Source organism: Streptomyces typhae (genome assembly GCF_009755605.1).
GTDB lineage: Bacteria > Actinomycetota > Actinomycetes > Streptomycetales > Streptomycetaceae > Streptomyces > Streptomyces typhae.
On the sequence record NZ_WPNZ01000043.1, the window covers coordinates 1 to 24,201 of the forward strand.

20 protein-coding genes and 2 pseudogenes are annotated in these 24,201 nt (G+C 70.7%); 11 read left to right on the forward strand and 11 right to left on the reverse strand.

Translation table 11 applies throughout. From position 1 onward, the window contains the following. Positions 1-449 precede the first annotated feature (449 nt). Positions 450-818, reverse strand: coding sequence for an ANTAR domain-containing protein (locus GPA10_RS40975; protein WP_281364897.1), 369 nt, complete (start codon positions 816-818; stop codon positions 450-452). A gap of 109 nt (positions 819-927) precedes the next feature. Further along, on the reverse strand, positions 928-1,272 hold the full coding sequence (locus GPA10_RS40980) for an ANTAR domain-containing protein (protein ID WP_343041893.1): 345 nt from the start codon (positions 1,270-1,272) through the stop codon (positions 928-930). A gap of 562 nt (positions 1,273-1,834) precedes the next feature. Between GPA10_RS40980 and GPA10_RS40985 the strand changes: the two genes are divergently transcribed. The 3 genes from GPA10_RS40985 (at position 1,835) to GPA10_RS40995 (ending at position 3,701) form a co-directional block, all read left to right on the forward strand. Then, on the forward strand, positions 1,835-2,074 hold the full coding sequence (locus tag GPA10_RS40985) for an ANTAR domain-containing protein (protein ID WP_281364898.1): 240 nt from the start codon (positions 1,835-1,837) through the stop codon (positions 2,072-2,074). 474 nt (positions 2,075-2,548) lie between these two features. Further along, positions 2,549-3,187 carry a hypothetical protein gene (locus tag GPA10_RS40990; protein ID WP_157169854.1) on the forward strand — a complete coding sequence of 213 codons (639 nt, stop codon included), beginning with the start codon at positions 2,549-2,551 and terminating at the stop codon, positions 3,185-3,187. A gap of 202 nt (positions 3,188-3,389) precedes the next feature. Beyond that, positions 3,390-3,701 (forward strand): HNH endonuclease family protein, encoded by a 312-nt coding sequence (locus tag GPA10_RS40995; RefSeq protein WP_343041894.1) that lies wholly within the window; start codon positions 3,390-3,392, stop codon positions 3,699-3,701. A gap of 634 nt (positions 3,702-4,335) precedes the next feature. Here GPA10_RS40995 and GPA10_RS41000 read toward each other — a convergent pair. Next, positions 4,336-4,593 (reverse strand): hypothetical protein, encoded by a 258-nt coding sequence (locus GPA10_RS41000; RefSeq protein ID WP_157169855.1) that lies wholly within the window; start codon positions 4,591-4,593, stop codon positions 4,336-4,338. A 331-nt stretch (positions 4,594-4,924) separates the two neighbouring features. On the opposite strand from GPA10_RS41000, the gene GPA10_RS41005 reads away from it, so the two are divergent. Both GPA10_RS41005 and GPA10_RS41010 read left to right on the forward strand, forming a co-directional pair. Further along, positions 4,925-5,908, forward strand: coding sequence for an AraC family transcriptional regulator (locus GPA10_RS41005; protein WP_157169856.1), 984 nt, complete (start codon positions 4,925-4,927; stop codon positions 5,906-5,908). 343 nt (positions 5,909-6,251) lie between these two features. After that, the gene (locus GPA10_RS41010; RefSeq protein WP_157169857.1) at positions 6,252-6,482 is read left to right on the forward strand and encodes a hypothetical protein; all 231 of its coding nucleotides are present in this window, start codon (positions 6,252-6,254) and stop codon (positions 6,480-6,482) included. Between the two features lie 438 nt (positions 6,483-6,920). On the opposite strand, the gene GPA10_RS41015 is transcribed toward GPA10_RS41010, so the two are convergent. Both GPA10_RS41015 and GPA10_RS41020 read right to left on the reverse strand, forming a co-directional pair. Next, positions 6,921-7,160 carry a hypothetical protein gene (locus tag GPA10_RS41015; RefSeq protein ID WP_157169858.1) on the reverse strand — a complete coding sequence of 80 codons (240 nt, stop codon included), beginning with the start codon at positions 7,158-7,160 and terminating at the stop codon, positions 6,921-6,923. An 827-nt stretch (positions 7,161-7,987) separates the two neighbouring features. Next, positions 7,988-8,804: pseudogene (locus tag GPA10_RS41020) on the reverse strand (IS5 family transposase). A gap of 274 nt (positions 8,805-9,078) precedes the next feature. Here GPA10_RS41020 and GPA10_RS41025 point away from each other — a divergent pair. Continuing rightward, positions 9,079-9,591, forward strand: a pseudogene (locus GPA10_RS41025) (hypothetical protein); the annotation flags it as partial. A 275-nt stretch (positions 9,592-9,866) separates the two neighbouring features. Here GPA10_RS41025 and GPA10_RS41030 read toward each other — a convergent pair. Next, positions 9,867-10,754, reverse strand: coding sequence for a DUF5655 domain-containing protein (locus GPA10_RS41030; RefSeq protein ID WP_343041895.1), 888 nt, complete (start codon positions 10,752-10,754; stop codon positions 9,867-9,869). Here GPA10_RS41030 and GPA10_RS43240 point away from each other — a divergent pair. Continuing rightward, a complete protein-coding gene (locus GPA10_RS43240) occupies positions 10,653-11,132 on the forward strand; it encodes a helix-turn-helix transcriptional regulator (RefSeq protein WP_246260666.1) in 480 nt (159 codons plus the stop codon). The two genes, GPA10_RS41030 and GPA10_RS43240, sit on opposite strands and share 102 nt — an antisense overlap. Positions 11,133-11,539: 407 nt before the next feature. On the opposite strand, the gene GPA10_RS43250 is transcribed toward GPA10_RS43240, so the two are convergent. From GPA10_RS43250 to GPA10_RS41055, 3 genes are all read right to left on the reverse strand, one after another. Continuing rightward, positions 11,540-13,468, reverse strand: coding sequence for a response regulator (locus tag GPA10_RS43250; RefSeq protein ID WP_343041896.1), 1,929 nt, complete (start codon positions 13,466-13,468; stop codon positions 11,540-11,542). 231 nt (positions 13,469-13,699) lie between these two features. Continuing rightward, complete coding sequence (locus GPA10_RS41050; protein ID WP_157169860.1) at positions 13,700-15,904, reverse strand: MMPL family transporter; 2,205 nt, start codon at positions 15,902-15,904, stop codon at positions 13,700-13,702. Between the two features lie 271 nt (positions 15,905-16,175). Continuing rightward, positions 16,176-17,435: an FAD-dependent monooxygenase gene (locus tag GPA10_RS41055; protein WP_343041897.1), complete on the reverse strand. Its 1,260-nt coding sequence runs from the start codon at positions 17,433-17,435 to the stop codon at positions 16,176-16,178. 81 nt (positions 17,436-17,516) lie between these two features. Between GPA10_RS41055 and GPA10_RS41060 the strand changes: the two genes are divergently transcribed. Together GPA10_RS41060 and GPA10_RS41065 are read left to right on the forward strand one after the other, a co-directional pair. Continuing rightward, positions 17,517-18,155 (forward strand): TetR/AcrR family transcriptional regulator C-terminal domain-containing protein, encoded by a 639-nt coding sequence (locus tag GPA10_RS41060; protein WP_157169868.1) that lies wholly within the window; start codon positions 17,517-17,519, stop codon positions 18,153-18,155. Between the two features lie 255 nt (positions 18,156-18,410). Then, entirely contained in the window at positions 18,411-18,794 is a 384-nt protein-coding gene (locus GPA10_RS41065) for a peptidase inhibitor family I36 protein (protein WP_157169861.1), read from the forward strand. Here the strand turns inward: GPA10_RS41065 and GPA10_RS41070 are convergent. After that, complete coding sequence (locus GPA10_RS41070; protein ID WP_157169862.1) at positions 18,781-19,071, reverse strand: hypothetical protein; 291 nt, start codon at positions 19,069-19,071, stop codon at positions 18,781-18,783. The genes GPA10_RS41065 and GPA10_RS41070 overlap by 14 nt on opposite strands. Before the next feature lie 106 nt (positions 19,072-19,177). On the opposite strand from GPA10_RS41070, the gene GPA10_RS41075 reads away from it, so the two are divergent. Together GPA10_RS41075 and GPA10_RS41080 are read left to right on the forward strand one after the other, a co-directional pair. After that, on the forward strand, positions 19,178-20,200 hold the full coding sequence (locus tag GPA10_RS41075) for an ATP-binding cassette domain-containing protein (protein ID WP_157169863.1): 1,023 nt from the start codon (positions 19,178-19,180) through the stop codon (positions 20,198-20,200). Next, entirely contained in the window at positions 20,200-20,964 is a 765-nt protein-coding gene (locus GPA10_RS41080; protein WP_157169864.1) for an ABC transporter permease, read from the forward strand. The genes GPA10_RS41075 and GPA10_RS41080 overlap by 1 nt, the downstream gene beginning before the upstream one ends. A gap of 55 nt (positions 20,965-21,019) precedes the next feature. Here the strand turns inward: GPA10_RS41080 and GPA10_RS41085 are convergent, their stop codons facing one another. After that, positions 21,020-24,175: an AfsR/SARP family transcriptional regulator gene (locus tag GPA10_RS41085; RefSeq protein WP_157169865.1), complete on the reverse strand. Its 3,156-nt coding sequence runs from the start codon at positions 24,173-24,175 to the stop codon at positions 21,020-21,022. Between the last annotated feature and the right edge of the window lie 26 nt (positions 24,176-24,201).

Below are 24,201 nucleotides of genomic sequence, written 5' to 3' on the forward strand. Positions count from 1 at the left end.
CGCGGTTAGCCGGCCGCGGCGCAGACAGACTCACCACGCTGCACCTCCAGGAAAGCTGACCCCTGCCCGTGCAGCACCCCGGGCGGGGCGTTCTCGCCGTCGCGGGAGGCGGCAAGAACCCCCGCCCCGCCGGTACACCGGCACCCCTCCCCCTTTGTCCACGAGCCCGAGCGGTGGAACCCAGTGACGCCCAAAACACAAGAACCCGAAAACGACACACGCCAGCCCGAAGGCAGCGACGGACAGCAACTCGTGCGCGCCGCACGCCGGGCAGTCGAACGCAGCCAGGAACGCATCAGACAGAGCCACCGCCGCCTGAAAACCAGCCGCCGGCACATCTACACCAGCCAGCAGCTGCTGCCCACTCGCCCCCAGCCCACCGGCCCGCCCGGCAACACCGGCCAGCCGCCCTCCCACCACCCCTGACGACCGGCTCCGCCCCCGCTGTGCTATGAAGCCGCAGCAGCGGGGGCGGTGTGCTGCTTCATGCTCGCCCGCAGCTCATCCCGCAGGCGGGCGGAGATCTCGCCGGTGCGACCCCAGTCCACGACCAAGACCGCGAGCGCGCGCACCTCGATCCCTGTGCGTCCGGCCACTTCCTCCAGCACGTCCCGGCCTTGCTGCGGCGTGAACCACCCGGCCACCACCAGTACCCCCACTGCCTGGTCCAGGACCGCGTTGTCCCTCATCGCCCGATTCAAGCGTGCGGCCTGCTCCTCCAGACAGGCAGCCTCCCCCCGCAGCCCAGCAGCGGAGGTCACGGCGCCAGGATCCGGCTCCGCGCTTACCTGAGCACACCGGCTCCGAAACCCGGACATCCAACCCACCCTCCGGAAAAAGGCTCCGTCATCCACCCCCTACCCGGCATCATGCCCCACACCGCAGCATGTTGCCGACAGGGCCGGTCCTGCATATGACCGGCGGACTCTACGTGCCTGGGGGGCCGTCACCGGTGACAGCCGCCCGCTGGATGCCCACCCTGATCCACGTGGTGATGTCCGGCGGCAACTGTCCCCCGCTCCCCCACCCGACGACCAGCTCCGCGACCCGGCGCAGCTTGACGTTCCGGTGCTGCGACACTCCTCTCAGCACCTGCCACCCCTGCTCGGGCGTGAGCCGCCCCGCGGCGATCAGCACGCCGATCGCCTGGTCGACCACCGCATGCGAGGCCGCCGCCCGCCTCAGGTGCTCCGCCTCCGCCCGCAGACGCACGATCGCCGCCTGCACCGCCGGCGAAGACTGGTCGGGACAGGTCTGCGGCGATGTCTGCACGTGAGGCACTCCGGCTTCTTTCGAGGGCATCCGAGATCCTCACCCTGTAGGGCCACGCTAACGCCGGGCACATCCTGTTCGCACTTCACGCTCCAGACCTGGACCGTTCCCGCCACATCAGCCACACCTGTGAAGGAGGCGTGTTCGCCGATTCGCCCGCATTACGGAGCGCGGCCGGGCATGATGACGGGACCGGAGCCGGTTGGGACCACAGCCCCCGGGGGCTCCCCGCCGCCCCAAGCAGCGAGGAGCCCAACACCGAACCGGCCTGCCCTCTCCGGGGCTGCCTACCGGAACAGGACACCCAGACAGAACACCCGGGCGGCACCAGCACGCGAGCACGCCGGGAGGGGTAACCAGTCCACCGCGCCCGGCTCGCAGGTGAGACCGGGACGGTTTCGGCGCCTGGGCGTGCCAGGCGAGGGCAGAGGTGAAGGGACGCAACGTCCCTCTGCTCTGGCCTCTGCAGGACCTGTGATGTCGTTACCGCGCGAGCAGGAAAAGCGCTCCGGTCAGACAGCCGATGTAGACGTCCATCGGCTGCAGCGGGAAAGACGCACAGCTGCCCCAAGCCGTGGACTCCCACGCCGCCGTCGACCAGGCCCTGGGCGTCCTGCCCGCCAGGCACCGCACCCCGCCCCCGGCTGGCTTCGACATCCTGCGCGAGACCTCCCAGCACCTGAACATCAAACTCCGCCTCCTCGCCGCCCTCATCGCCGGCGCCGCCCTCGGTCGGCCACTGTCCGCCCGCATCCAGAACCACCTGGGCGCCACGATCAGACGCCACTCCCGTACGGACTGACCAACCCGGCGGCGTGTCCGCACCCGCACCTCGACCGCGGCTGCCACAGTGAACACGCAGTTCAGTGTTGCCGGGGTGATCCGGCAGGAGCCCCCGGCCAGCGGTCACCACGTCCCGCCTCCCAGGGGCTCCCGCCGTCCTCCGCACACAGCACCCACCCGTCCGAAGCGGCTCCTCCCGCCGGTGACCACGGACAGCGCGGGATCCGGGTAACGGCCAGCCGGGTGCAGCGGCATCAGGGCCAGCACCGGCTGTCCCCCTCACCTGCCTGGTCCTCCCCCAGACCGAGCCGGGCAAGCTCGCGTGCGGTATCCAGCGTCGCCGCCCACCGGGCCTCCAGCACCCCCACCCAGGCGTTCACAGGCCCGCCCACAGCGCGCGACGAAGGACGTCGAGGGCTGCCCCTCCCGTCATGGCCCTGACCGTCGGCCGAGAAGCCCTTTCGATACCGATGGGAGCGGGCATATCAACAAGATGAGCACCGATCCTCGCAACCGTCGACCCGCGACAGACGGCGCCGCGGCGCGTCCCAAGGGCGGGCGCGGCCGCAAGCGGCACTGGCTGGCCAGAGAGCGCGAGCGGACGGCCGGAGGGTGCGAAGCCGCCGCCGGGCCCCAGGCAGGCATGGAGGTGTGGCAGGAACAGCTCGCCGCCCGGGAGGAGCGCCTGGACGCCCGCGGCCACGCCGCGGCAGATACGGACCCGTACCCCTCTGCACGCCCTCGCGAACAGATCGTCGGTGACCACCAGTCGCTGCCGGACCCAGCCGACGGCCCGGGCTATCGGAAAGCCACGCCGCAGCCACCGAACGCAGCCGACCAGTCCGCACAGGATGACGCCGACCAGGAGATCAGTCCGTTGGCCCCGCGGCGAAGCGGGCCCGCCCGGGAGCCGGTCGAGGTCCTGCAGTGCCGAGCCGCTCAGCTCAGAGGACGAGCGGCCGCGGCGGCAGGAGCGCTGGCCGGGACCGAGGAAGCCCTCGCCCGCGCCTATGAAGACCAGCACCGTGACGAGCAGGCCGCCGTCCACAGCCGTCTCGCCCACCAGGCCCGTCAGGCGGCCGACGCACTGAGCGGCACAAGCCCACCACCCCAGAACACCAACCGATCTTGACCGGCGGCCCCGCTGGGCAGTCGACAGGACTCGCTGAGGGACATGCGGCGAGCCGGGTCGGTCTACCGACAGCAGCAGGCGGGGAGACTTGAGGGGATGAACACCAGCCGTCCCCTGCTGACCCAGCGAGGCCGCCACCGCCTGCAGCGTCAGCCACTCCACGATCCGGCGCCGCCGCGAAGCCGGCGCCCTCCCCCGCTACGTGCCCCTCGCCGAAAGCTGGGACTCCGGCGCCAGCACCTGGACCGCGAAGGAACGCGAGGCGTACGCCAACGACCTCGACGACCCCCGCGCCCTCATCGCCGTCACCGCCACCAGCAACCGGAGCAAGGCGGACAAGGACCCCGCCCAGTCGATGCCGCCCGCCGCCGGCTACCGCTGCCAGTACGCCACCACCTGGATCACCGTCAAAACCCGCTGGCAACTGTCCGTCGACCCGGCCGAAGCAGCCGCACTCACCCACATCCTGGGCGAGTGCCCGAACACGCCGGTCGAAGTCGAACGCGCACGGTAGCAACCACCGGCGGCCACCGTGCACCGAGTCCGGCCCGGCCGCGCCAATAGCCCCAACGCCCGCAGCCGCGCCGCACTCAGTACCCGCACACGCCCCCGGGGGCGACACAGCCACCGCTTACGGTGGGGATCCGGGGTGCAGCGTCGGTCCAGCGGCCGAGCGGTCACTGGACTGGCGTTCAACGTTGCGGCCGATGGTTCCCGGTTCAGCCGACGGCGACTTGCGCTGATCTGCGCACGGCTGACGGCGATGAGTGCGCGACTCTGCTCGAGTACACGGCTGACGCGGCTGATCAACAAGCGAAGAGGTCCGTACGCGCCTGAGCATCCTGTCCCAGCCACCGTCCGCCCCGGCCTACCGCCAGCTCCCCCGCCAGTTCCCGGCACGAGCCCTTCAGGTCGGAACCCCCGGCCCGCCTATGCTCCCGCTTCTGACGATCCAGTCAGCCCTGTCCTTCTCCGCGCCCGAAGAACCGCCGGCTGCGTTGGCCGCTGGCTGGCGACCGCACAACGGTAACAGCACCGCCGCGTGCCGCAGGAGCGGCACGCGGCCGCGAGAAGGCAGCTGGAGTCCTTGCCGCAGGGTGTACAGGGATCGTTCCCACCCCGCTCAGGCGCGAGGGCGTGCTCGGACGTCACGCCAGGCCGTTCGGCCCGCGCTGGACCGCGCGGCGCACTTGTTCCCCGGATGCGGCAGCCGCCCCCCTTCCGGGAAAGGAGTGCGGCAGGCCGGTCTTCGCCTCGCTCAGCGCGCGCATCCGCCGAGCGTCCGTCCTCATCCGCTGGGCATCGGCACGCATCTGCTGAGCCTGCAGACGCAGCCGGCGGGCATAGTCGCGCTGTTCGCGAAAGCCCTCGCGTTGAGCAGCGATGTCCAGGGGTGTCCACCTCACGGTGACCTCCTCACATCCGGGTGCCCCGGGCCCGGGCACAGCGACGCCCCCCTGCTCAGGCTGCACTGCCGCGCTGTGACCGGTCCACTGGCCGAACGGCCCCCATCCACGGCCCGGCCAGCGCGACCACATGTCACCGGCCCCGGATGCTGCGTACGGCACGAAGTCCCCTGTTTCCGTCCGCGTATCCGAGGTTGGCGAGAGACCGCGACGGACCGTAACTTTGGCCACTTACAAGGGATGTTGCATACTTCGCACCGGTACGACACCTGCAAGCGGGAGCGGGGAGTAGGCTGTCGTGGAAGAGGTGTTGCTGTAAGGAGGGGCGCTGATGTCCGACGCTCCAGCCGACGGTCTCCCGCCGGAACGCTTTGAGTTCGCCACGACCGATCCGGACGAGGCGCAGGACTTCATCGCCCGGATGTACAGAGCCGGCCGGCCGCCACGGGCCAAGAGCGCGACCCTGGCCTCGCCGGTGTCGATCTCTCAGGTCAGCGCAGGCGGGCTGAGCTACGTCGACTTCACCATGCCGCCGGACGTGACCCTGCACCTGACCGGTACCAGCGACCTGTCGATCACCACACTGATCACCGGCGGCACCCACGCGGAACTGGGCAAGAACACCGAGCGCTACACCACCGGAGACGCGTTCCTCGGCAGCTACCCCGACGGCGACTACAAGGTCCGGTGCCTGCAGTTCAGGGCCGGGATCATCACCGTGCCCCATACCGCGCTCAAGGCCGTCGCGGCACCGCCCGGCCGCCCCTGCCCGCCCCTGCGGTTCACCTCCCTGCGCCCGGCCTCTCCGGCCTCCGCCGAGCAGTGGAAACACACCGCCGACTACACCCGCGACCTCTTGACCAACGTCCGGGCCGCCACCAGCCCGCTGATCACCGGCCATACCGCCCGGCTCCTGGCCGCCACCGCTCTGACGGTCTTCCCCAACAACGTGCTGGCCGACCACGCGCTCCATGACAGCCGCGACGCCCACCCGGGAACGCTGCGCCGCGCGATCGATTTCATCGACGAGAACGCCGCAACCGACATCGGTGTCGCCGACATCGCCGCGGCCGCCTGCGTCACCACCCGCGCGGTTCAGCTCGCCTTCCGCCGCCACCTGAATCTGACCCCGCTGCAGTACCTGCGCCGGGTCCGCCTCGCCCTCACCCGCCGCGAACTGCTCCTGGCCGACCCCACCACTCAGACCGTCACGGCCATCGCCTACCGATGGGGCTTCGCCCACCCGGGCCGCTTCGCCGCCGACTACCGCACCACCTACGGCGAACCCCCCAGCCAGACCCTGCGCCGCCGCTGACGACACCCACCACGCCCCTGTTCTTCACGACCATTCCTCCCCTGGCGGCCGCACCACGTCCGACTCGACACGGTGTGATCAGGAAGAGCGCGGTGCGCGGGAGCGGGATGACAGGCGCCTCCAGCGGCGAGAGGTGACTACCGCAGCGGAGAACTCCTGCCGGACCACCCCGGCACACGCAACTGCATCCCTACGGTGTGAACTTGCTTGGCAGGGCAGGGCCCGTGTCACGTTTGTGAGGGCCTGTGAGAGTCGCCGCGCTTGAGGGCTAGCGGGCGTCTGCGGAAGTGGAGCAGTCTCGTATGCACTGGTAGTCCGGATTCAGTTCCTGCGGCGGTGGCTGATGCACCAGCGCTCTGCGGTGGAGCCCGTCGAGTTCCTCTCGCTGTGGGGACGGGCGTTGGAGGCGCGGATCGAAGCCGAGGAGGCGGTGGCCAGATGCCGGGCGGCGCGGGAGGAGGCAGCCCGCATCTGGGACCGCGCGACAGCGATGGGACTGGAGGCTGCTCGTATGCGGGAACAGGCGACAGCCACGCGCGAGCGGTGGCGGTCGCACGGAATGATCGCTCCCTAGCCGCGAAACGGTCAACGACCGTGCACAGCCAGCCCCCTGACGCAGCAGCCGTCGGCATGACGAGCCTCTTGCCCTGCACACCGATCTTCGAGCGCCCAGGCCGCGAGCAGAGGTTCGACAGCGCGGGGCGCTGCTGCGCCGAGACGAGGGGGGCCTTGGGCAAAGGCTGCGGGTCATGAGGGGGCGGCCAGGATGCTGACCCTGGTCCCGCCGCTGGATCGTTGAGCGCACTCGGGCGTGGTTGCTGCTTGCAAGGCAGCTGGTTAGGAGGGCCGGGACGTGATGCAGCAGATGTCAGCGCAGGCCGGGTGGAGTTGCGTGCTCTTGCGGGGCTGGTCGTGGCTGGGAGGCGTCACCAGTGAGGCCACCTTCCGCCTGCGAGAGGACTGCAGGCCGGTACCGGCCGGTCTGGTCGCGCCTGCCGTAGAGGCTTGTCCGTCACGCGCCGTCCGGGTTCTGCCCGGTAGTGGTGTGGTCGGGCGGGCCGAGGGGCCAGGGGCGCCTTAGCCGCAAGCGGGATTCGTGGATGCGCAGGAGACTGGCGGCGATGCGCTTGCGGCTCTGCCTGATCAACTGCGCGCTGTACTGCAGTTCCTCACGGGAGGCGCGTACCAGCTTCCGGCTGTCGCTTTCCTCCGGTAGCCAGGTGGTGCCCTCGCGCTCCTGGACCTCTTCCACTGCTGCCTCCCTGCCGGGTCTGGATGTCGGGGGCACGGGGATGTGCTGCCGGCGAGCGGACAGGAAATCAGATCCGACGAGCCTCAGCGTGATGGGGTGGTCTACGCCGCGGCCGGCCCCCATCGCCTCGCATAACGCACCAACTCGGCCACGGACCGGCCACTTCGCACCACCGTCGAGTAAGAGGTGGAAGGTAAATCCGCGAGTGGTATCCGGCACCCGACAGCTTCGCCCCCCTTCATTTGCATTTCACGACTATCCGTTCCTGGGATCGAACGTGCAGCACTCTGAGCGAAGTGCCGATCCTGCAGGTGAGACGGGGAACTATCCGTGCAGCGAAGCCAGGACGACAGCCGGGGCTCCGCCTCACCCCGCGCCCGGCATCACGCTGGGATGCTCGAAGGGCCTGGCGCATACCCGTCGAGAGGGGCAGCATCGTATGGACGGGTGCTCCTCGCCCAGCCCCCGCGGGAGTCGATGATGCATACACACGGCCCGGTAGCAGCCGTGGAATCTGTGTGGATGACCGGGCGTGCCCTGCTGATAAGGGACATGGCCCGGCAGGCGGTGGTCAGGTCCGCGGTGATGCGCGAGCAGGCAGCCGGGAGGCGAGACCTTGCGATCACGATGCGCGAGCGACTCCAGCGGCAGAGGACCGCCAGGCAGGACTGAGCACCGCTTCGATCGCCACCACCCATCGTGGTGGGCGTGCCCGGGATCAGCCGAGCACGCTGCTCAGCACCCTCAGCAACACGTCCGCAGCGCCGCAGCCGCGCCGCATTCGGTACCCGAACAAGCAACCGGGCGACGCAGCACACTTACAACCCCTAACAGAGCCGTTGGACGTGGCGGTGGGTGATCAGGCAGACGGCGAGTCTGAGGAATGCTTCGTGGATGTCGTCGCGTCGTTCCCATCGGATGCGCAGGCGACGGAAGCCGTGGAGCCAGGCGATGGTGCGTTGGACGACGTAGCGGAAGGTACCGAGGCCGGTGCCGTGGGGCTCGCCCCGTCTTGCGATCACGGGCCGGATGCCGCGCTGCCAGAGCAGCCGGCGGTAGATGTCGTGGTCGTAGCCGCGGTCGGCCAGCAGCGCCTCCGGGCGTCGGCGCGGCCTGCCGACCCGGCCCGCAACGGGCGGGATCTTGTCGATCAGGGGCAGCAACTGGGTGACGTCGTTGCGGTTGCCGCCGGCCAGCGACACCGCGAGCGGGATGCCCTGGCCGTCGACGATGAGGTGGTGCTTGCTGCCTGGCCGGGCGCGGTCAACCGGGCTGGGCCCGCTTTTGGGCCCCGGCGGGCAGCCCGCACGTGCGAGGAGTCGATCACCGCCCGCTCCCAGTCCAGCTGGTTCTCGCCCGCAGCTTCTCCAGCAGCAGCACATGCAGCTGGTCCCACACGCCGGCCTCGTTCCAGGCGGCCAGACGCCGCCAGCACGTCATGCCCGAGCCGAAGCCCAGCTCCTGGGGCAGGTACTCCCACTGGATGCCGGTGTGCAGGACGAAGAGGATCCCGCACAACGCCTGCCGGTCCGGCACCCGCGGTCTGCCCTCCACCAGCTTCGGACCCGGCTTCGGCAGCAACGGCTCGATCAGCGAACACAATTCATCCGACACGATCCACGGCCGCGACTGACGGATTCCCATACCCAGACCTACGGACAGAACGACCGACAGTCTCACGATCAGCAGCTTTTGTTAGGGACAGTAAGAGCAGCAGAATCGGCGGCATCATCACACTGGTCCTCGTCGCCATGGCCCTCGGGCGAGGCGGAGACTGCAAGCCCGGGGACAACGTGGTCCCCCTCCGCCCCCGCAACAGACAACTACCCCGACTAGGGCCTGCCTCTCTGTTCTGCAGACAACTTGTTCGCAGGAATCAGCTACTTGCTGGCAGGGTGCCTTCAAGGATCAAACAGAGGTGTTACTCATTGGAGGGCGCGCTGGCGGCGGCAGACGACCGTGGGATGGGAGGTCTCGGCGCGCCTGCGCGCAGCAGCGATCCCGCACTGCGTCGTCGAAGGCGACTTTATGGGACAGGCTCATCCTGCTCCGGAGGGGGACCCCCAGTCGTAAGAAGATCGCCGAGCGCAATCTCACGGCACTCTGGTCGAATTACGCTGAGCTGGGTTACCGCCGCCTGCTTTACACGAACACTGTGAGCGTGCTCGCTGACAGCGAGGGCATGTTCCAACGCGCCATGGGCACAGATGTCAGGATCGTGAGGGTATTGCTCACCGCATCCGATGCCACCGCCCATGAGTGGCTGACAGGCAGGGAACTCGGCTCGGAGCTGGAGCACGAGCTGAAGAACAGCGCGCACAAGGCGCGGATCCTGGACGAGCAGGCGCCTGCGGGCACAGTGAGGGTGCCGACCGATGGGCGTTCTGTTGTCGAGATAGCAAGCGATGTGGTGGGCGCTGTCGGCTGGCTGGCCGAGATCGGTGGCTTGGCTCATCGCCGGTCAGCGTCGGATCCAGATGAGGATGGTGGCGAGGTGCAGTGCGTCCTGGTAGGCAAATCCGAGCAGACTCCCCAGATCTCACGAGGCGCTGGGCGATACATAGCAGACGATCCCCGGTTAGCGAAACCGGGGATCGTCCGGACCATTAGTGGTCCACCGCCATTCCCGCCCGTCACGTCGAAAGGCAGCGCCACGACGACAGCCCACAACTCCACACTCGGCCAGCGCTCTCCAGTGAGAGATCTCTATGCCGCCGTGTAGCTGAGACGGAACAGGTCCTGGGCACGCTCCAGGTCCCGCTCCGTACGCAACTGCAGCTCCAGGTCACCCGTGCCGTGGTGGCCGAGCCCCGTCACGTCCCGGGTGAAGCCGGGGACGAGGTCGACCTCCTTCGGGTCTGTCTTGAGGTAGACGAGGAGCTTGGTCTGCTGCGGCGGGCAGACGCTGGCGAAATTCCGCAGCCGTCGGTAGGCGCGGTACTGCTTGCGCTGTACCCGGGTGACGCCGTCGCCGAGTCCGACCAGGACCTCGTCGACCGCCTGGGCGAGCCCGGCCATCGCACCGCCATGCTGTCCAACCGGCGGCGCCCCCGTCGCGCGGCGGCGTACCCGCTTGGCCTCGACCGAGCGCCCCGTAACCGAGGCCACGGTCTCCAGGCCGAAGTGGTCGCTGCCGAAGTACCGGTAGCGGACCAAGTCGATCGAGCGCCGGTGCTCGCGTACGGCGTGCGCGTCGTAGCGGGTGAAGTCGCCGGCCACGCAGATCAGTCTGGGCGCGCTCCACAGGATCTGGGACGCGACCGTGACCCCGAGCCGGTCGCGGACTAGGTTCCGGAAGGCGTCCTTATGGTTCGTCAGCCAAGCCATGTAGTAGAGGCCCTGGTTGATCACCCCGGCGTCGGTGCCGCGCTTGTACTCGACGATCACGGGTGCCCCGTTCTCGTCGAGCCCCAGCGAGTCGATCCGCCCGCCATCGACGCAGTCGATGACGAACTCGCTCGCCAGGAACCTGACGCCCAGCATCGTCTCCATGTGCGCCTCGACGAGCTCCTGCACATCCGCCTCGACCTCAGCCAGACGCGGCACAACCTCACTCACTCCACCCGCCGTGTTGAACAGCTTCAGACCGACCACTCCCCCTCCGCGATTACGTTGCCAGAGGGCAACGTCCCAGAGTTCGGGGATATTTCCGCGACCGAAGCCGTCTCGAAAGGAACCGAAGAGTCACACATGCACAGCCAGAACGACGTGATATCGGATACGGACGCCCCGCACAGCGCCGCACAGATCCGCGCCACCTGGGGCGGAACCGGCAGCGTCGAGGACGCTTCCCGGGCTTTCGGGTTCTCCCGGGCCAAGGGTTACGACCTCGTTCGCCGCGGCGAGTTCCCTTGCCGTGTACTGCGCATCGGCCGCAGCACACGCGTCGTCACCGCATCCTTGCTCCGCGTCCTCGACAGCGGCCAGCCCGAGTACGGTGGAACCTGTGGCACACATCCCGCGCCAGCGTGACCCACTGCAGAAAGAAGCCCCCGCCGGACCCGATCCGGCGGGGGCTTCTGCGAGTCACACGAGTCACGAAAAAATCACCAACCACGTCGACACCACTGGACCACAAGGTCCTGACCTGCACGTACGCCCCTGACCTGGACCCCCTGGACCCCATAAGACGGATTAGCCCACTTGTGCCATGTGGTACCGAGGGAGGGGCCCAGGACCAGGACCGGTGCGTCCTCTGGCCCGTCAAAGCGGTATTGCAGGGTTACAGTCGTCGTCTCGCTCACCCGTTCACGCTCGCACATCTCACAAAATCTCACCGACGGGGGTGGGAGTCTCCACCAAACCACCCCAGGTTCCCGCAGCGGGCCGGGCGCGTGCATCGTACCGGCGGACGCGACGCCGGTCGTCACGGCCCATGATCAGGTGTACGCGGACCCGTCGCGGGGACGTGCGGGGGGCGGCTGCGGTACGCGGGCGAAGCCCGTGCGGTAGGCGAGGGCTACGAGCTGGGCCCGGTGGTGGGCACCGAGCTTGTGCATGATGCGCTGGACGAAGGTGCGGACGGTCATCGGGCTGACGTACAGACGCTCGGCGATCTCGTCGTTGGTGAGCCCTTCTGCCGCGCAGAGCAGGACTTCCTGCTCGCGGGGGGTGAGGTTGTCCATCTCGCGTGGAGTGGCGTGGGGGCGGTCGGGGCCGGAGGCGGCGAGGTAGCGGGTGACCACGGCGTGCGTGGCCGGCGGGGAGAGCACCATGTCGCCGGCCGCGACGGTGCGGATGGCGGCGAGGAACTCGGCGGGTCGGACGCCCTTGCCGAGGAAGCCGCTGACGCCCGCGCGCAGGGCCCGGGTGATGTAGTCGTCGGACTCGAAGGTGGTCAGGATGAGGACGCGGGTGCCGTGGAGCTGGGGATCGGCGGTGAGCTGCGCGGCGGCGGACAGGCCGTCCTGATGCGGCATGCGGATGTCCATGACCACGACGTCCGGTGCGGTGGAGCGGGCCAGTCGTACGGCCTGGTCGCCGTCGGCTGCCGTGGCGACGACTTCGAGGTCGTCGGTGGCGTCGATGAGGACCTGGAACGTTGCGGTGAGGAGTGCCTGGTCGTCGGCGAGGAGCACGCGGACGGTCACGGGGTGTCCTTGTCGTGGGCGGCCGGGCGGCGAGTACGCGAGGGTGGGAAGTTCGGCCGTCACCTCGAACCCGGTGGGGTCGCGGGGGTGGGCGCGCAGGTGTCCGCCGACGGCGTGGGCCCGCTCGCGCATGCCGATGAGGCCGTATCCGGTGGCGTCGCGGATCCGTGCGGGCGGGCCGTCGTCGGTGACCGTCAGGGTCAGCAGGCTGTCGGTGTAGTGGAGGTGGACGGTGGCCGTGGTGGTCAGTGCGTGTTTGGAGACGTTGGTGAGTGCTTCTTGCGTGATGCGGTAGGCGGTGAGGTCGACGCCGGGTGACAGCGGTCGCGCGGCGCCGTCCCGGGTGAGGGTGACGGCGAGGCCGACCTGGTCGAACGAGGCGATCAGGTGCGGCAGTCGAGTCAAGCCGGGGGCGGGCTCGGTCGAGGGGCCGTGGGGCTCGTCGCGTTCACGCAGCAGGCCCACGGTCGCTCTCAGTTCACCCAGGGCCGCGTCGAGCGTGGTGGTGAGGTTGTGCATGACCTGCTGCGCCTTGTCGGGCCGGCCGGCCAGCAGGTAGTCGGCGGTGGCGGCCTGGGCGTGGGCGAGCGTGATGTGGTGGGCCACGACGTCGTGCAATTCCCGGGCGATGCGCAGTCGTTCGGCGCCGACGCGCCGGCGGGCCTCTTCCTCGCGGGTGTGTTCGGCCATCTCCGCGCGTGCTTCCACCGCGGTGACGTAGTCGCGGCGGCTGCGCAGGGAGTCGGCCACGGCCGGGGCGACGAGGGTGGCGGCGGCCAGTCCCACCTGGTCGGGCCGCAGCTGCGAGCCGCCCGGCGGCCACAGGGCGGAGGCGGCGAGCAGGGCCAGGGCGGCGGTCGCGGTGTAGCGGGCGGCGGTGCGGCTGTCGGTTCGCCAGGCCAGTGACGCGAGCGCCGCCATGACGGGACCGGTGAGGTTGGAGCCGAACTCGTACCCCGAGGAGGGGCCCATGGCGCCGAGGACGGCGGTGCACGCGGTCGTGATGATCACGGTCAGGCGCGGGCGGCTGCGGCGCAGCAGCAGCGCCGCGCAGGCCAGGACGGCGACGCCGACGGCGGCCGGCGGCGGCCGGCGGACGATGTGGGGCGGCTGCGCCATGGTGGTGGAGAGCACCGCGAGGGCGCACAGGGCGCCCGCCGTCGCGGCGTCGAAAGCTCTGGGGTGGCGGCGGGCCCACGGCCGGATGTCGACGATCACGCGTCCTCCTTCACCGGTGTGCTCGGCAGCTGTCGTCGGTTGTCGTCAGTTCTCAGCAGCTGTCAGTACTTGTCGGTAGTGGACGAATCGGGCGGGCGGAGCCATGCGCGTGCCAGGGCGCCCCGGAGGCCCGCGGGTTGGAGGGGCGCTCCGGGGCGGCGGCGGGGCCCGCGGGTTGGCGGGCACGGCGGAGGGCCCGCGGGTTGGCGGGCGCTCCGGGGCGGCGGTGGGTCAGGCGTGCACCGATTCGTCACGTGCCGGAGGCGCCGCCGGGGCGGAGGGCTCGGCCGCGAGGGTGCGAGCGAGTCTTTCGCCTTCGATGTCCAAGTCGGGCAGCAGCCGGTCCAGCCACTCGGGCAGCCGCCACGCCGCCTGCCCCAGGAGGGCGAGAGCGGCCGGGACGATGGTCATGCGAACGACGAACGCGTCGAAGAGGACGGCGGCGGCCAGCCCCAGACCGAGCATCTTGATCATCGAGTCGGCCATGCCGATGAATCCGGCGAATACGGCGATCATGATGACGGCGGCGGCCACGACGACGCGGGCGCTGTGCCTGAAGCCGGTGACGACGGCCCGTGCGGGCGCTTCGCCGTGGACGTGGGCTTCGCGGATGCGGGTCACGAGGAAGACCTCGTAGTCCATGGCCAGGCCGAAGACCACACCGATCAGGAAGATCGGCATCATGCTCATCACAGGTCCGGTCTGGGCGACGCCGAGCAGGTCGGCGAGCCAGCCCCACTGGAAGACCGCGACGATCACACCGAAGGCCGCGGCGACCGAGAGCAGGAAGCCGAGGGCCGCCTTGAGCGGGACGAGGATCGAACGGAAGACGATCGTCAGAAGCAGGACGGCGAGTCCCACCACGACCGCGAGGTAGGGGACGAGGGCGGCGGTGACCTTGTTCGAGACGTCGATGTTCATCGCGGTCCGACCGGTCACCAGCATGGAGGCGCCGGAGGCCGTCTTCAGGTCCGCGGCCTCGGAGCGGATCGTGTGGACGAGGTCCTCGGTCGCCCCGGCGCTCGGGCCGGTGCTGGGCACCGCGGCGATGATCGCGGTGTCGCCGGCCTTGTTGAAGGTGGCCGGTGAGACGTCCACGACGCCGTCGGTGGCAGTCAGGGCCGTGCGGGCCTGAGCGGCGACGGCCTTCGCGTCGTCGGCGCCCTTGGCGTCGACGACGATGGTCAGGGGCCCGTTGTAGCCGGGGCCGAAGCCGTCGGCGAGTGCGTCGTAGGCACGGCGCTGAGTGGTCGAAGTGGGCTGTGCCTCGTCACCGGGCAGGCCGAGTTGGAGATCCAGTGCCGGGAGGGCGACGACGCCGAGACCCGCCACGCCGAGCAGCAGCGTCGCCACAGGCCGGCGGATGACGGAACGGGCCCACCGGCTGCCCGCGGGCTCCTTCGCGCGTACGGTGGTGGTGGCGCCGCGGCGCTGGGCGCGCGCCAGGACGGCCTGGGGGAAGAAGCCGAGCAGGGCGGGCAGCAGCGTCAGAGCGACGAGCACGGCGATGACGACGGTTCCGGCGGCGGCCAGCCCCATGTCGGTCAGCATCGGCACGCCCGCCACGGACAGCCCGGCCAGGGCGATGACGACGGTGGCGCCGGCGAAGACGACCGCGGATCCGGCGGTGCCCACCGCCCGGCCGGCGGCCTCCTGCGGCCCGTGCCCCGCGGTCCGTTCGGCGCGGTAGCGGGAGACGATGAACAGGGCGTAGTCGATGCCCACGGCCAGACCCAGCATCAGGGCCAGAGTGATCGTCGTGGTGGACATGCCCGCGGCGACGATGGCGCAGACTCCGGCGCCCAGACCGATGAGGGCGGTGACCAGAGGAAGTCCGGCGGCGACCGTCGCGCGGAAGGTGATGAACAGCACGAGCGCGGCGACAGCGATGCCGATCAGTTCGGTGACGCCGCCGAGTTCGGGGCCGCCGTCGACGGCCGAGCCTCCGACCTCCACGGTCAGCCCCGCCGCGCGGCCGTCTTCGACGGCGTCCATGAGCGCGGCGGACGTGGCCTCGCTCAGGTCGTCGCTGGAGACGGTGTACGTGACGGTCGCGAACGCGGTGGTGGCGTCCTTGCTGACGGATTCCGGCGCGAAGGGACTCGATGTGTCCTTCACCTGGGAGCCGCGCCCGATGGTGTCCACGACCTTCTCGACAGCCGCCCGGTTCTCGCGGGCGGTCACCTTCTGCCCGTCAGGCGCGGCGAAGACGACGCGTGCGTCCGCGCCCTCCGCGTTGTCACCGGGGAAGCGCTCGTCGAGCAGGTCGAACGCCTTCTGCGACTCGGTGCCCGGCATGGAGAACCCGTCCTCTTCCGCGGCCGGGGCACTGAGAGCGGCGAAGGAACACGCCGCCAGGATCGCCACCCACAGGAGAGCGACCCAGCGGCGCCGCCGGAAGGACAACCGGCCGAGCCGATAGAGCAAGGAAGCCATGACAAGGCACTCCAGTCGAAGAGGAGGGGGATGGTGCCGCAGCCGTGCCATGCGCCCGCAGGGCGCGGACGGTCCGCGGCTTCGTCCCCATCGTTGGCAACATCGGCCGCGACGTCGTCCCGCATCTGCGGACACCCGCCCGTACTGCACCTGCGGTACGGGCGCGGCGAGGAACCGTCGCCCAAGGGGTCGGGACACCTGGCCGCTCCCGCCCGCCGGCCGGTCCGCGTCCCCTCGTGGACCCGCACTCCGAGGGCGGCACGGGTGCGGCTCAGGCGGCGTGAGCGTCGGCGTAGGACGGCAGCTGCCAGTGGCCGCCGCGGTCCTTCTTCGAGAACCGGGCGACGAGGTCGGGGATGCGGAAGAAGCAGGCCAGCGCGGTGGCGTTCTGGAAGGCGCTGATGGCGTGCTTGGTCATGGGCATACCCACGCGCAGGATGCGGGGATCGACCTTGCCCTGGATCTCGTCGACGAAGGGCCGCAGGACGCGGTCGTAGTTCGCCAGCGCGGCCGGCAGCCCGGTCGGCCGGTCGTTCGCGTGCCGGTTGATCTCCCCGGCCAGGACATGGGCGCCGACCAGTCCGCCGGAGACCCCCATGCCGCTGTAGCGGGATGCGCAGTGCGCGGCGTCCCCGGCCAGGACCACCCGGCCCTCGGCCCAGTTGTCGATGCGCACCTGGGCGACCTCCTGGGAATAGAAGAACGGGCTGTCCTTCATGCCCTCGATGAACCGGTCGGTCTGCCATCCGGCGTCCCGGAACCGCTCGGCCCAGAACTTCTGCTGCTGCTCGACGGGGGCGCGGTGGACCGCGGACGCTTCCGCCGACTCCTCGCGCAGCACGAAGTACACCTGGGTCTCGGTCGCGTTGTGGCTGCGCCGCATGATCTGCCGTCCGCCCGGGACCATGCAGGTGTCGCGGATGTCGGTGTCGGAGGCAGTGCGCGGCACGAACCAGTAGGCCATGTGGATGCCCACGCGCCAGTACGGGTCGACGCCCTCCGGCAGCAGCGCCCGCCGGATGCGTGAGCCCTGCCCGTCGGCGCCGATCAGCAGGTCGTACTCGCCGGAGGTCCCGTCCGAGAAGTGCGCGGTGACCCGGCGCGTGTCCTGGTCGAAGCCGTCGACGCTCTTGCCGAAGACGTGCTCGGTGTCGTTCCTGGCCGCCTCGTGCAGGATGCCGACGAGGTCACCGCGCATGATCTCGTACTCGGAGGTCAGGGTCTGACGCCCCTTGCCGGAGGTGTTCGCCATGATCGTCGCCTTCGGCCTGCCGCGGGAGTCGACGAAGGCGACGCCCGCCTCGTCCACCAGTCGGCCGCGCACGGTCTCCAGCAGGCCCATGCGCGCGACTGCCTCGATGCCCTGTCCTCGCAGGTCGACCTGTGCGCCCGAGGCGCGCAGCGCCGGGAAGCGCTCGACGACCGTCACCTGGTGACCGCCGCGGGTGAGCCAGAAGGCCAGCGCCTGCCCGGCGACGCCGCCGCCGGCGACGAGGATCCGCAGCGGCCGCTTCGCGATCTCGGTCGTCACGTTCGACCACCCCAAAATCTATCGGTGATTGATTCTTCTTCCACAGTCTTCTATCAGCGATAGAATGTCAACGTGACCAAGATGAACCGTGAGACCGTCGTCACAGAGGCGCTGGATCTGCTGGACGACGTCGGCCTGGAAACGGTCAGCACCAGGCGGCTGGCCAAGCGGCTCGGCGTCGAACAGCCGTCGCTCTACTACCACTTCCGGACCAAGAAGGACCTCCTCGCAGCCATGGCGGAGGCGGCCATGGCCCCGCACGCCGACGCGCCGCTGCCGTCCCCCGAGGACGACTGGCGCGCGTGGTTCCTGGAGAACTCCCGCAGCTTCCGCCGCACGCTCCTGATGCGCCGTGACGGCGCCCGGCTGCACGCCGGCAGCACTCCCACCGGCGACCTCGACCGGATCCGCCGCAAGATGGCCTTCCTGGTCACCTCCGGCGTACCCGAGCGGGAGGCGCAGATGGCGATGCTGGCCGCCGGCCGCTACACGGTCGGCTGCGTCCTGGAGGAACAGGCGGACACGGATGCGCCGGACGGCGAGGACCTGCCGGACGACGTCCCCGTACTGGATCACGAGACGGCATTCGAGGCGGGCCTCGCCCTCATCCTCAGCGGCCTGGAGCAGCACAGCGCGCAGTTCATCCCCACGACGCGCTCCGCCGACGTCCCACCCCACACGACGCGCTCCGCCGACGTCCCACCCCGTGACAGTGCTTGAAGTTTCGAGTACTTTCGAACAGTCGGCGACGGCCCGCACACCTGGTTGCGGCCACCGGCAGCAACAGGCACAGCCGCCTCACCCGATGTCGGGCCGAACGAGCGGAGACCGGCGCCGCCATGGGCCCTCGGCCTCGCCCTCTCCGTGCGCGCAGCACGCCACTTGACGTCTCGGCTCGCGCTTCGGCCCTTTTCAGAGCCTCATGTTCAGAGCCTCATTCGTCCGGACACGACATGACCGACTGAAGGAGACACCTTGCCCGTCTTACGCAGACTCCTCGCCGCGGCTGCACCCCTGGCAGGCACCCTCATCATCGCGCTCCCGGCATCCGCCCAGCCCATCGAACCCACATCCTCCAACTCGTCAGCCAGACCCCCCGGCGCGCGGGCCGCGCTCTGGCACGCCTACATGTCAACCGGCTTCACCGGCGGGAACGCGTGGCTGTACGGCAACACGGGAGAATGCACACCCGTCGGCCACACCTGGAACGACCGCGTCGCATCCGCCCGCACAGAAAGCAGCGCCAGAGTGGAACTGTGGGACCACGACAACTGCTCCGGAGGTGCGATCACCATCGACCGCACCGGCTACGGCAGCATCGGCCCGTGGGTCAGTGCCTTCCGGGTCACCTACCCTTGAGGGTTCTTCTCGTCTCGGCTGAGGGTTCTTCTCGTCCCGGCTGAGGGTTCTTCTCGGCGTCCTGCCCGAGCGGCTCGCACTCGGCGGCGTCCCGGAACCGGACGCCGCCCTCGCGGTGGCCGACGGCCGGCAGCGTCGACCCGCCCGGGTCGGTCAGGCATACGGCGTCCGCCGCGTCCACAGCGCCCGGTCCGGGCGGAAGTCCGGGACGGCGCTGGTCGACGGGTGTGGTGCCCGCGATCGCCCCGCCCATGGCCGTCGGCACCCGGTAAGTCACCTGACGGAGGCTCAGCCAGCCGTGTCAGGGCCGTGTCAGGCCGTGTCAGGGGTCGTGTCAGGTCGGGGACCGCCCGGTGTCAAGACGGGCCCCGAGCATGGCTGTCATGTTTGGTACAGCGATCGCAGCCAGCGGGCTGCGCAAGGCCTACAAGGACACGACCGTTCTCGACGGGATCGACCTGGACGTACGGGCGGGCACGATCTTCTCCCTGCTCGGGCCCAACGGCGCCGGGAAGACCACCACGGTGAACGTGCTGACCACGCTGCTCACGCCCGACGCGGGCCGGGCCGTGGTCGCCGGGCACGACGTGGCGACCGAGACCAGGGCGGTGCGCAGGGCGATCGGCGTCACCGGACAGTTCGCCGCGGTGGACGGCCTCCTCACGGGTGCGGAGAACCTCCTGATGACGGCGAGGCTGCTGCGGCTGCCGAAAGAGGAGGGCCGGCAGGTGACGCGGCGGCTGCTCGACCGGTTCGACATCGCCGACGCCGCGGGGAAGCCTGCGGCGACCTACTCCGGCGGCATGCGCCGCAGGCTCGACCTCGCCATGACGCTGGTCAGCAAACCGCAGATCATCTTCCTCGACGAGCCCACCACGGGCCTGGACCCGCGCAGCCGCCTCACCCTGTGGGCCATCGTCCGGGAACTGGTCGCCGACGGCGTGACCATCTTCCTCACCACGCAGTACCTGGAGGAGGCCGACAAGCTCGCCGACCGCGTCGCCGTCCTCGACCACGGCCGGATCGTCGCCGAGGGCACCCCCGCCGAGCTCAAGCGCCGGGTCCCCGGCAGCCACATCCGGCTGCGCTTCCGTGACCAGCGGGAACTGGACGCCGGAGCGGCGGTCCTGCCCGGCGCCACCAGGGACGACGAGGCCCTGAGCCTGCATGTGCCCGGCGACGGCGGCATGCGGACGTACCGTGCGCTGCTCGCCCGGCTCGACGAGCACGCGGTCGAGGTCGAGGAGATGTCCCTGCACACACCCGACCTCGACGACGTCTTCCTCGCGCTCACCGGCAAGGCGAGCGACACGACCGATGCGAACGACACGGTCGACGTGGTCGACGCGAACGACCAGGCCGGCCCCCACGACTCGGACGACACGAACACGGCGGTGACTGCGTGATGAGCGCCATGACGGCCTCGCTGGCCGACTTCTCGACCATGTTGCAGCGCAACTTCCGGCACACCCTGCGCAATCCCACGGCGCTCTTCAACGCCGTCCTCTTCCCGATCGTCATGATGCTGATGTTCGTGCACGTCTTCGGGGGCTCCTTCGACGTCGGCGGCGTCGACTACATCGACTACGCGACACCGGGCGTGATCATGATGACGATCGGCTACGGGGTGAGCGCCACCGCGATCGCCGTGCAGTCCGACATGGCGACCGGCATCATCAACCGGTTCCGCGTCATGGACGTCTCCCCCAGCGCGGTGCTCGTCGCGCATGTGGTCGCGAGCATGCTGCGCAGCCTGGCGTCGATCGTCTTCATCGTCCTCATCGCCCTGGCGATGGGTTTCAGGCCCGACGCGAGCCCGTTGCAGTGGCTCGGCGTGCTCGGGACGGTCCTGCTCGCGCTGTTCGCCGTCGGATGGCTGACCGTCGCGCTCGGGCTCGGCGCGAGGACACCGGAGAACGCGGGCTTCGCCGTCGTCCCGCTGATGATGCTCCCCTTCCTGAGCAACGCGTTCGTCGAGACCGGCAACATGGGTGCCGGGGCGCGTCAGTTCGCGGAGTACCAGCCGTTCTCCCCGATCACCGAGACCCTGCGCGGGCTCCTGGCGGGCGACCCGTCGGCGAGCCCGGCGATCCAGGCGGCCGCCTGGTGCGTAGGCCTCGCCCTGTTCGGATACCTGCGGGCACGGGCGAAGTTCACGAAGCGGGCGTGACGCACGAGGCGGGCATGACACACGAGGCGGGCGTGAGGAACGACGCGAGCACGGCTCACGAAGCGAGCGTCGCTTCCGCGAGCTCGCGCCAGTCCGCCCCGCGACCCGCGCGCTCCGCCTCGGCGAACGCCTCCTCGCCGAGGCGCCCGCGCGCGCCCTCGCCGATCCGGACGGCGTCCGGCTGCGAGCGGTCCGGTACGCCCCGCAGGCCCTCGCTCGCCGCGAGCAGCCGCACCGCCTGCTCGTCGCGGCCCTGGCGCAGGGCGAGGTCCGCGAGACCGATCAGCATCTGTGCGATCACCGGCCGGTGGCCCGCGGTCACGGCCGCGCGGAACGCCTCGGTCCGGTACGCCCGGGACTCCTCCACGTCCTCGGCGAGATAGCCGTACAGATCCTGGAGGGTGATGTGCAGATAGCCGCTGGTCCCGGTGTCGCGGCGCAGCGTCCGCACCGCGGTGAGCTGGGCGTGCGCCTCGTCCCTCGCGCCGCGCCAGCGGGCCAGCTGTGCCTTGTGCAGATGCAGTTCGGCGAGCGCGTCCGGCCAGGCGACGCGGTCCGCGCAGCGCTGCGCCTCGGCGAGGGCGGCGTCGCTGCGGGCCGTGTCCCCGAGCAACCAGTGCAGCTGGGCCTGGCGCGCGCGGAGGCCGACGACGTCCTCGACCGCGCCCAGCTCGGTCAGGGCCGTGATCGCCTGGTCGTAGAGCTCGCAGGCGCGGGCGAACTCGCCGCGCGGGGCGAGGCAGTCGGCGAGTGACTGCAACGCGAGGGACATCCCCCACCGGTCGCCGAGCGCGCGCAACTCGCTCAGGCCCACCTCGATGTCCACGACGGACTCCGGTTCGCCGCGGCCGAGGCTGAGCCCGAGGCGGCCGCGGGTGAGCCGGGCCAGGGCGCGCACCCACGCGTCGTCGTCGGTGAGCAGCGGCTCGAACGCGGGCAGGAACGCGCCCGGCTCCCGCACCATCCGCTCCAGCGGTACGACGAAGCCGAGCAGCGGGTGGCGGCGGGTGCTGCCCTTGGCGTACCGGTACGCCTCGTGGATCCACTCCTGCGCCTGGTACTGGTCGCCCTGCACCCCGGAGGTCAGGAACATCGTCACCACGGCGTACGCCATGGCCCGTACGTCGTCGGGCACCTCGCCGTCGAGGGAGGCCGCCTGGACGCTCAGTTCGGTGCCCTCGACCTTGCGGCCGCTCAGGAGCCAGTACCACCCGACGGCGACGACGAGCCGCATCGCCTCGTGGGCCCGGCCCTCGGCGATGGCGCCGCGCAGGGCGGCGTTGATGTTGTCGTGCTCGGCCTGGAGCGTGGCCAGCCAGTGGAGTTGCCCGGCCCGGCGCAGCTGGGGCTCGGCCCGTTCGCCGAGTTCGGTGAAGTGGGCGAGGTGGGCGCGGTGGGCGCGCTCGACCTCGCCGGCCTCGGCGAGGCGGTGGGCCGCGTACTCCCTGATGGTGTCCAGCATCCGGTAGCGCGGGACGACCGAGTCGTCGGCGAACAGCAGGGACTTCTCGATGAGGGCGGTCAGCACGTCGAGGACGTGCTCCCCGTCTCCCAGCCCGTCGGCGCACACCCGTTCGGCCGCTTCCAGGGTCGCCCCGCCCGCGAACACCGAGAGCCGCCGCAGCACGGCGCGCTCGGCCTCGGTGAGCAGGTCCCAGCTCCAGTCGACGACGGCGCGCAGCGTCTTGTGCCGGGGAAGCGCCGTGCGGCTGCCGCTGCTCAGCAGGCGGAAGCGGTCGTCGAGCCGGTGGGCGAGCTGTTCCACGGACATGGTGCGCAGCCGTGCCGCGGCGAGTTCGATGGCCAGGGGTATCCCGTCGAGGGCGCGGCAGATCCGGGCCATGGCGGCCAGGGTCTGCTCGTTGGCGGCGAGGTCCTTGCGCACCGCGCCGGCCCGGTCCCGCAGCAGCCGCACCGAGGGCGAGGCCGCGGCCTCGGCGGGGACCGCCCGCGCGGCGGGCAGCGCGAGCGGCTCCACCTGCCACAGCGCCTCGCCGGTGATGCCGAGCGGCTCCCGGCTCGTGGCGAGGATCCGCAGCCGGTGGCACTGACCGAGCAGCCGGTCCGCGAACTCCGCGACCGCGTCGATCATGTGCTCGCAGTTGTCGAGTACGAGGAGTTGGGCGCGGTCCCGGACGGCGGCGACCAGCCGGTCGACGGGGTCGCCCGCGGTGGCGCCGCCGAGCAGCGCCTGGTCGCGCAGGCCGATCGAGGTGAGCACGACCTGCGCGAGCTCACCGCCCGCCCGCACCGGCGCCAGCTCGACCAGATAGGCGCCGTCGGGCAGGTCGCCGAGCAGCAGCCGCGCCGCCTCCGTGGCCAGGCGGGTCTTGCCCGAGCCGCCGGGTCCCGTGAGGGTGACGAGGCGGTGCCCGGCGACCAGGCCGCGGACCGCGGCGAGATCGTCGTCCTTGCCGACGAAACTGGTCAGTCCGGCGCGCAGGTTGGTGCGGTGGTTGTCCGTGCGGCCGCCGAGGTCCCCGCGCAGCAGCGCGGTGTGCAGCGCGGCGAGCTCGGCCGAGGGTTCGACGCCCACGGCCTCCGCGAGCCGCTCGCGCAGCTGCTGGTACACGATCAGCGCCTCGGTGCCGCGGCCCGACGCGGCGAGCGCGCGCATCGACGCGGCGACGAGCCCTTCCCGCAGCGGGTACGCGGCCACGAGCCCGGCCAGTTCGGAGATCAGCTCCGGTCCGTGGCCGAGGCGGACGTCGGCGTCCACGCGGTCGCCGAGGGCGGCGAGGTACAGCTCGTCGAGGCGGGCGACGGCGGCGTCGAACGTCGCGCTGCCGTACAGCGCCACGTCCTCCAGCGCCTTGCCGCGCCACAGTTCCAGGGCGGAGCGCAGCAGCTCCGCCTTCCGCGTCACGTCGGCGGCGGCGCGGGCCCTGCCGACCAGGTCCTCGAACCGGCTCACGTCGACGGCGTCGGGCGCCACGGCGAGCCGATACCCCCCGGACTCCGCCTCCACCGACCCTTCCGGCAGCACCCTGCGGAGCCTGGACACCAGCGCCTGCACGGCGTTGACCTCGTCCGTGGGCGGCTGGTCCCCCCAGATGAACTCCACGAGCCGCGGCCGGGTGACGATCCGCCCCGGTTCCAGAGCGAGCGCGCACAGCAGCGCGCGCAGCCGGGCGCCCGGCACGTCGAGCACCGCCCCGTCCCCGGTCCGGACCTCCAGCGGCCCGAGCAGCATGAATCGCACGTCGCTCATCTTGCCGTACGGGTCTCCCGTCCTGC

Bases quoted from the DNA above. Each gene is read 5' to 3' on its own strand.
- GPA10_RS41060 (WP_157169868.1), top strand. From the start codon at position 17,517: ATGAACCGTGAGACCGTCGTCACAGAGGCGCTGGATCTGCTGGACGAC.
- GPA10_RS40990 (WP_157169854.1), top strand. From the start codon at position 2,549: ATGAGCACCGATCCTCGCAACCGTCGACCCGCGACAGACGGCGCCGCG.
- GPA10_RS41005 (WP_157169856.1), top strand. From the start codon at position 4,925: ATGTCCGACGCTCCAGCCGACGGTCTCCCGCCGGAACGCTTTGAGTTC.
- GPA10_RS41085 (WP_157169865.1), bottom strand. From the start codon at position 24,175: ATGAGCGACGTGCGATTCATGCTGCTCGGGCCGCTGGAGGTCCGGACC.
- GPA10_RS41010 (WP_157169857.1), top strand. From the start codon at position 6,252: ATGCACCAGCGCTCTGCGGTGGAGCCCGTCGAGTTCCTCTCGCTGTGG.
- GPA10_RS41050 (WP_157169860.1), bottom strand. From the start codon at position 15,904: ATGGCTTCCTTGCTCTATCGGCTCGGCCGGTTGTCCTTCCGGCGGCGC.
- GPA10_RS40975 (WP_281364897.1), bottom strand. From the start codon at position 818: ATGTCCGGGTTTCGGAGCCGGTGTGCTCAGGTAAGCGCGGAGCCGGAT.
- GPA10_RS41075 (WP_157169863.1), top strand. From the start codon at position 19,178: ATGTTTGGTACAGCGATCGCAGCCAGCGGGCTGCGCAAGGCCTACAAG.
- GPA10_RS41080 (WP_157169864.1), top strand. From the start codon at position 20,200: ATGAGCGCCATGACGGCCTCGCTGGCCGACTTCTCGACCATGTTGCAG.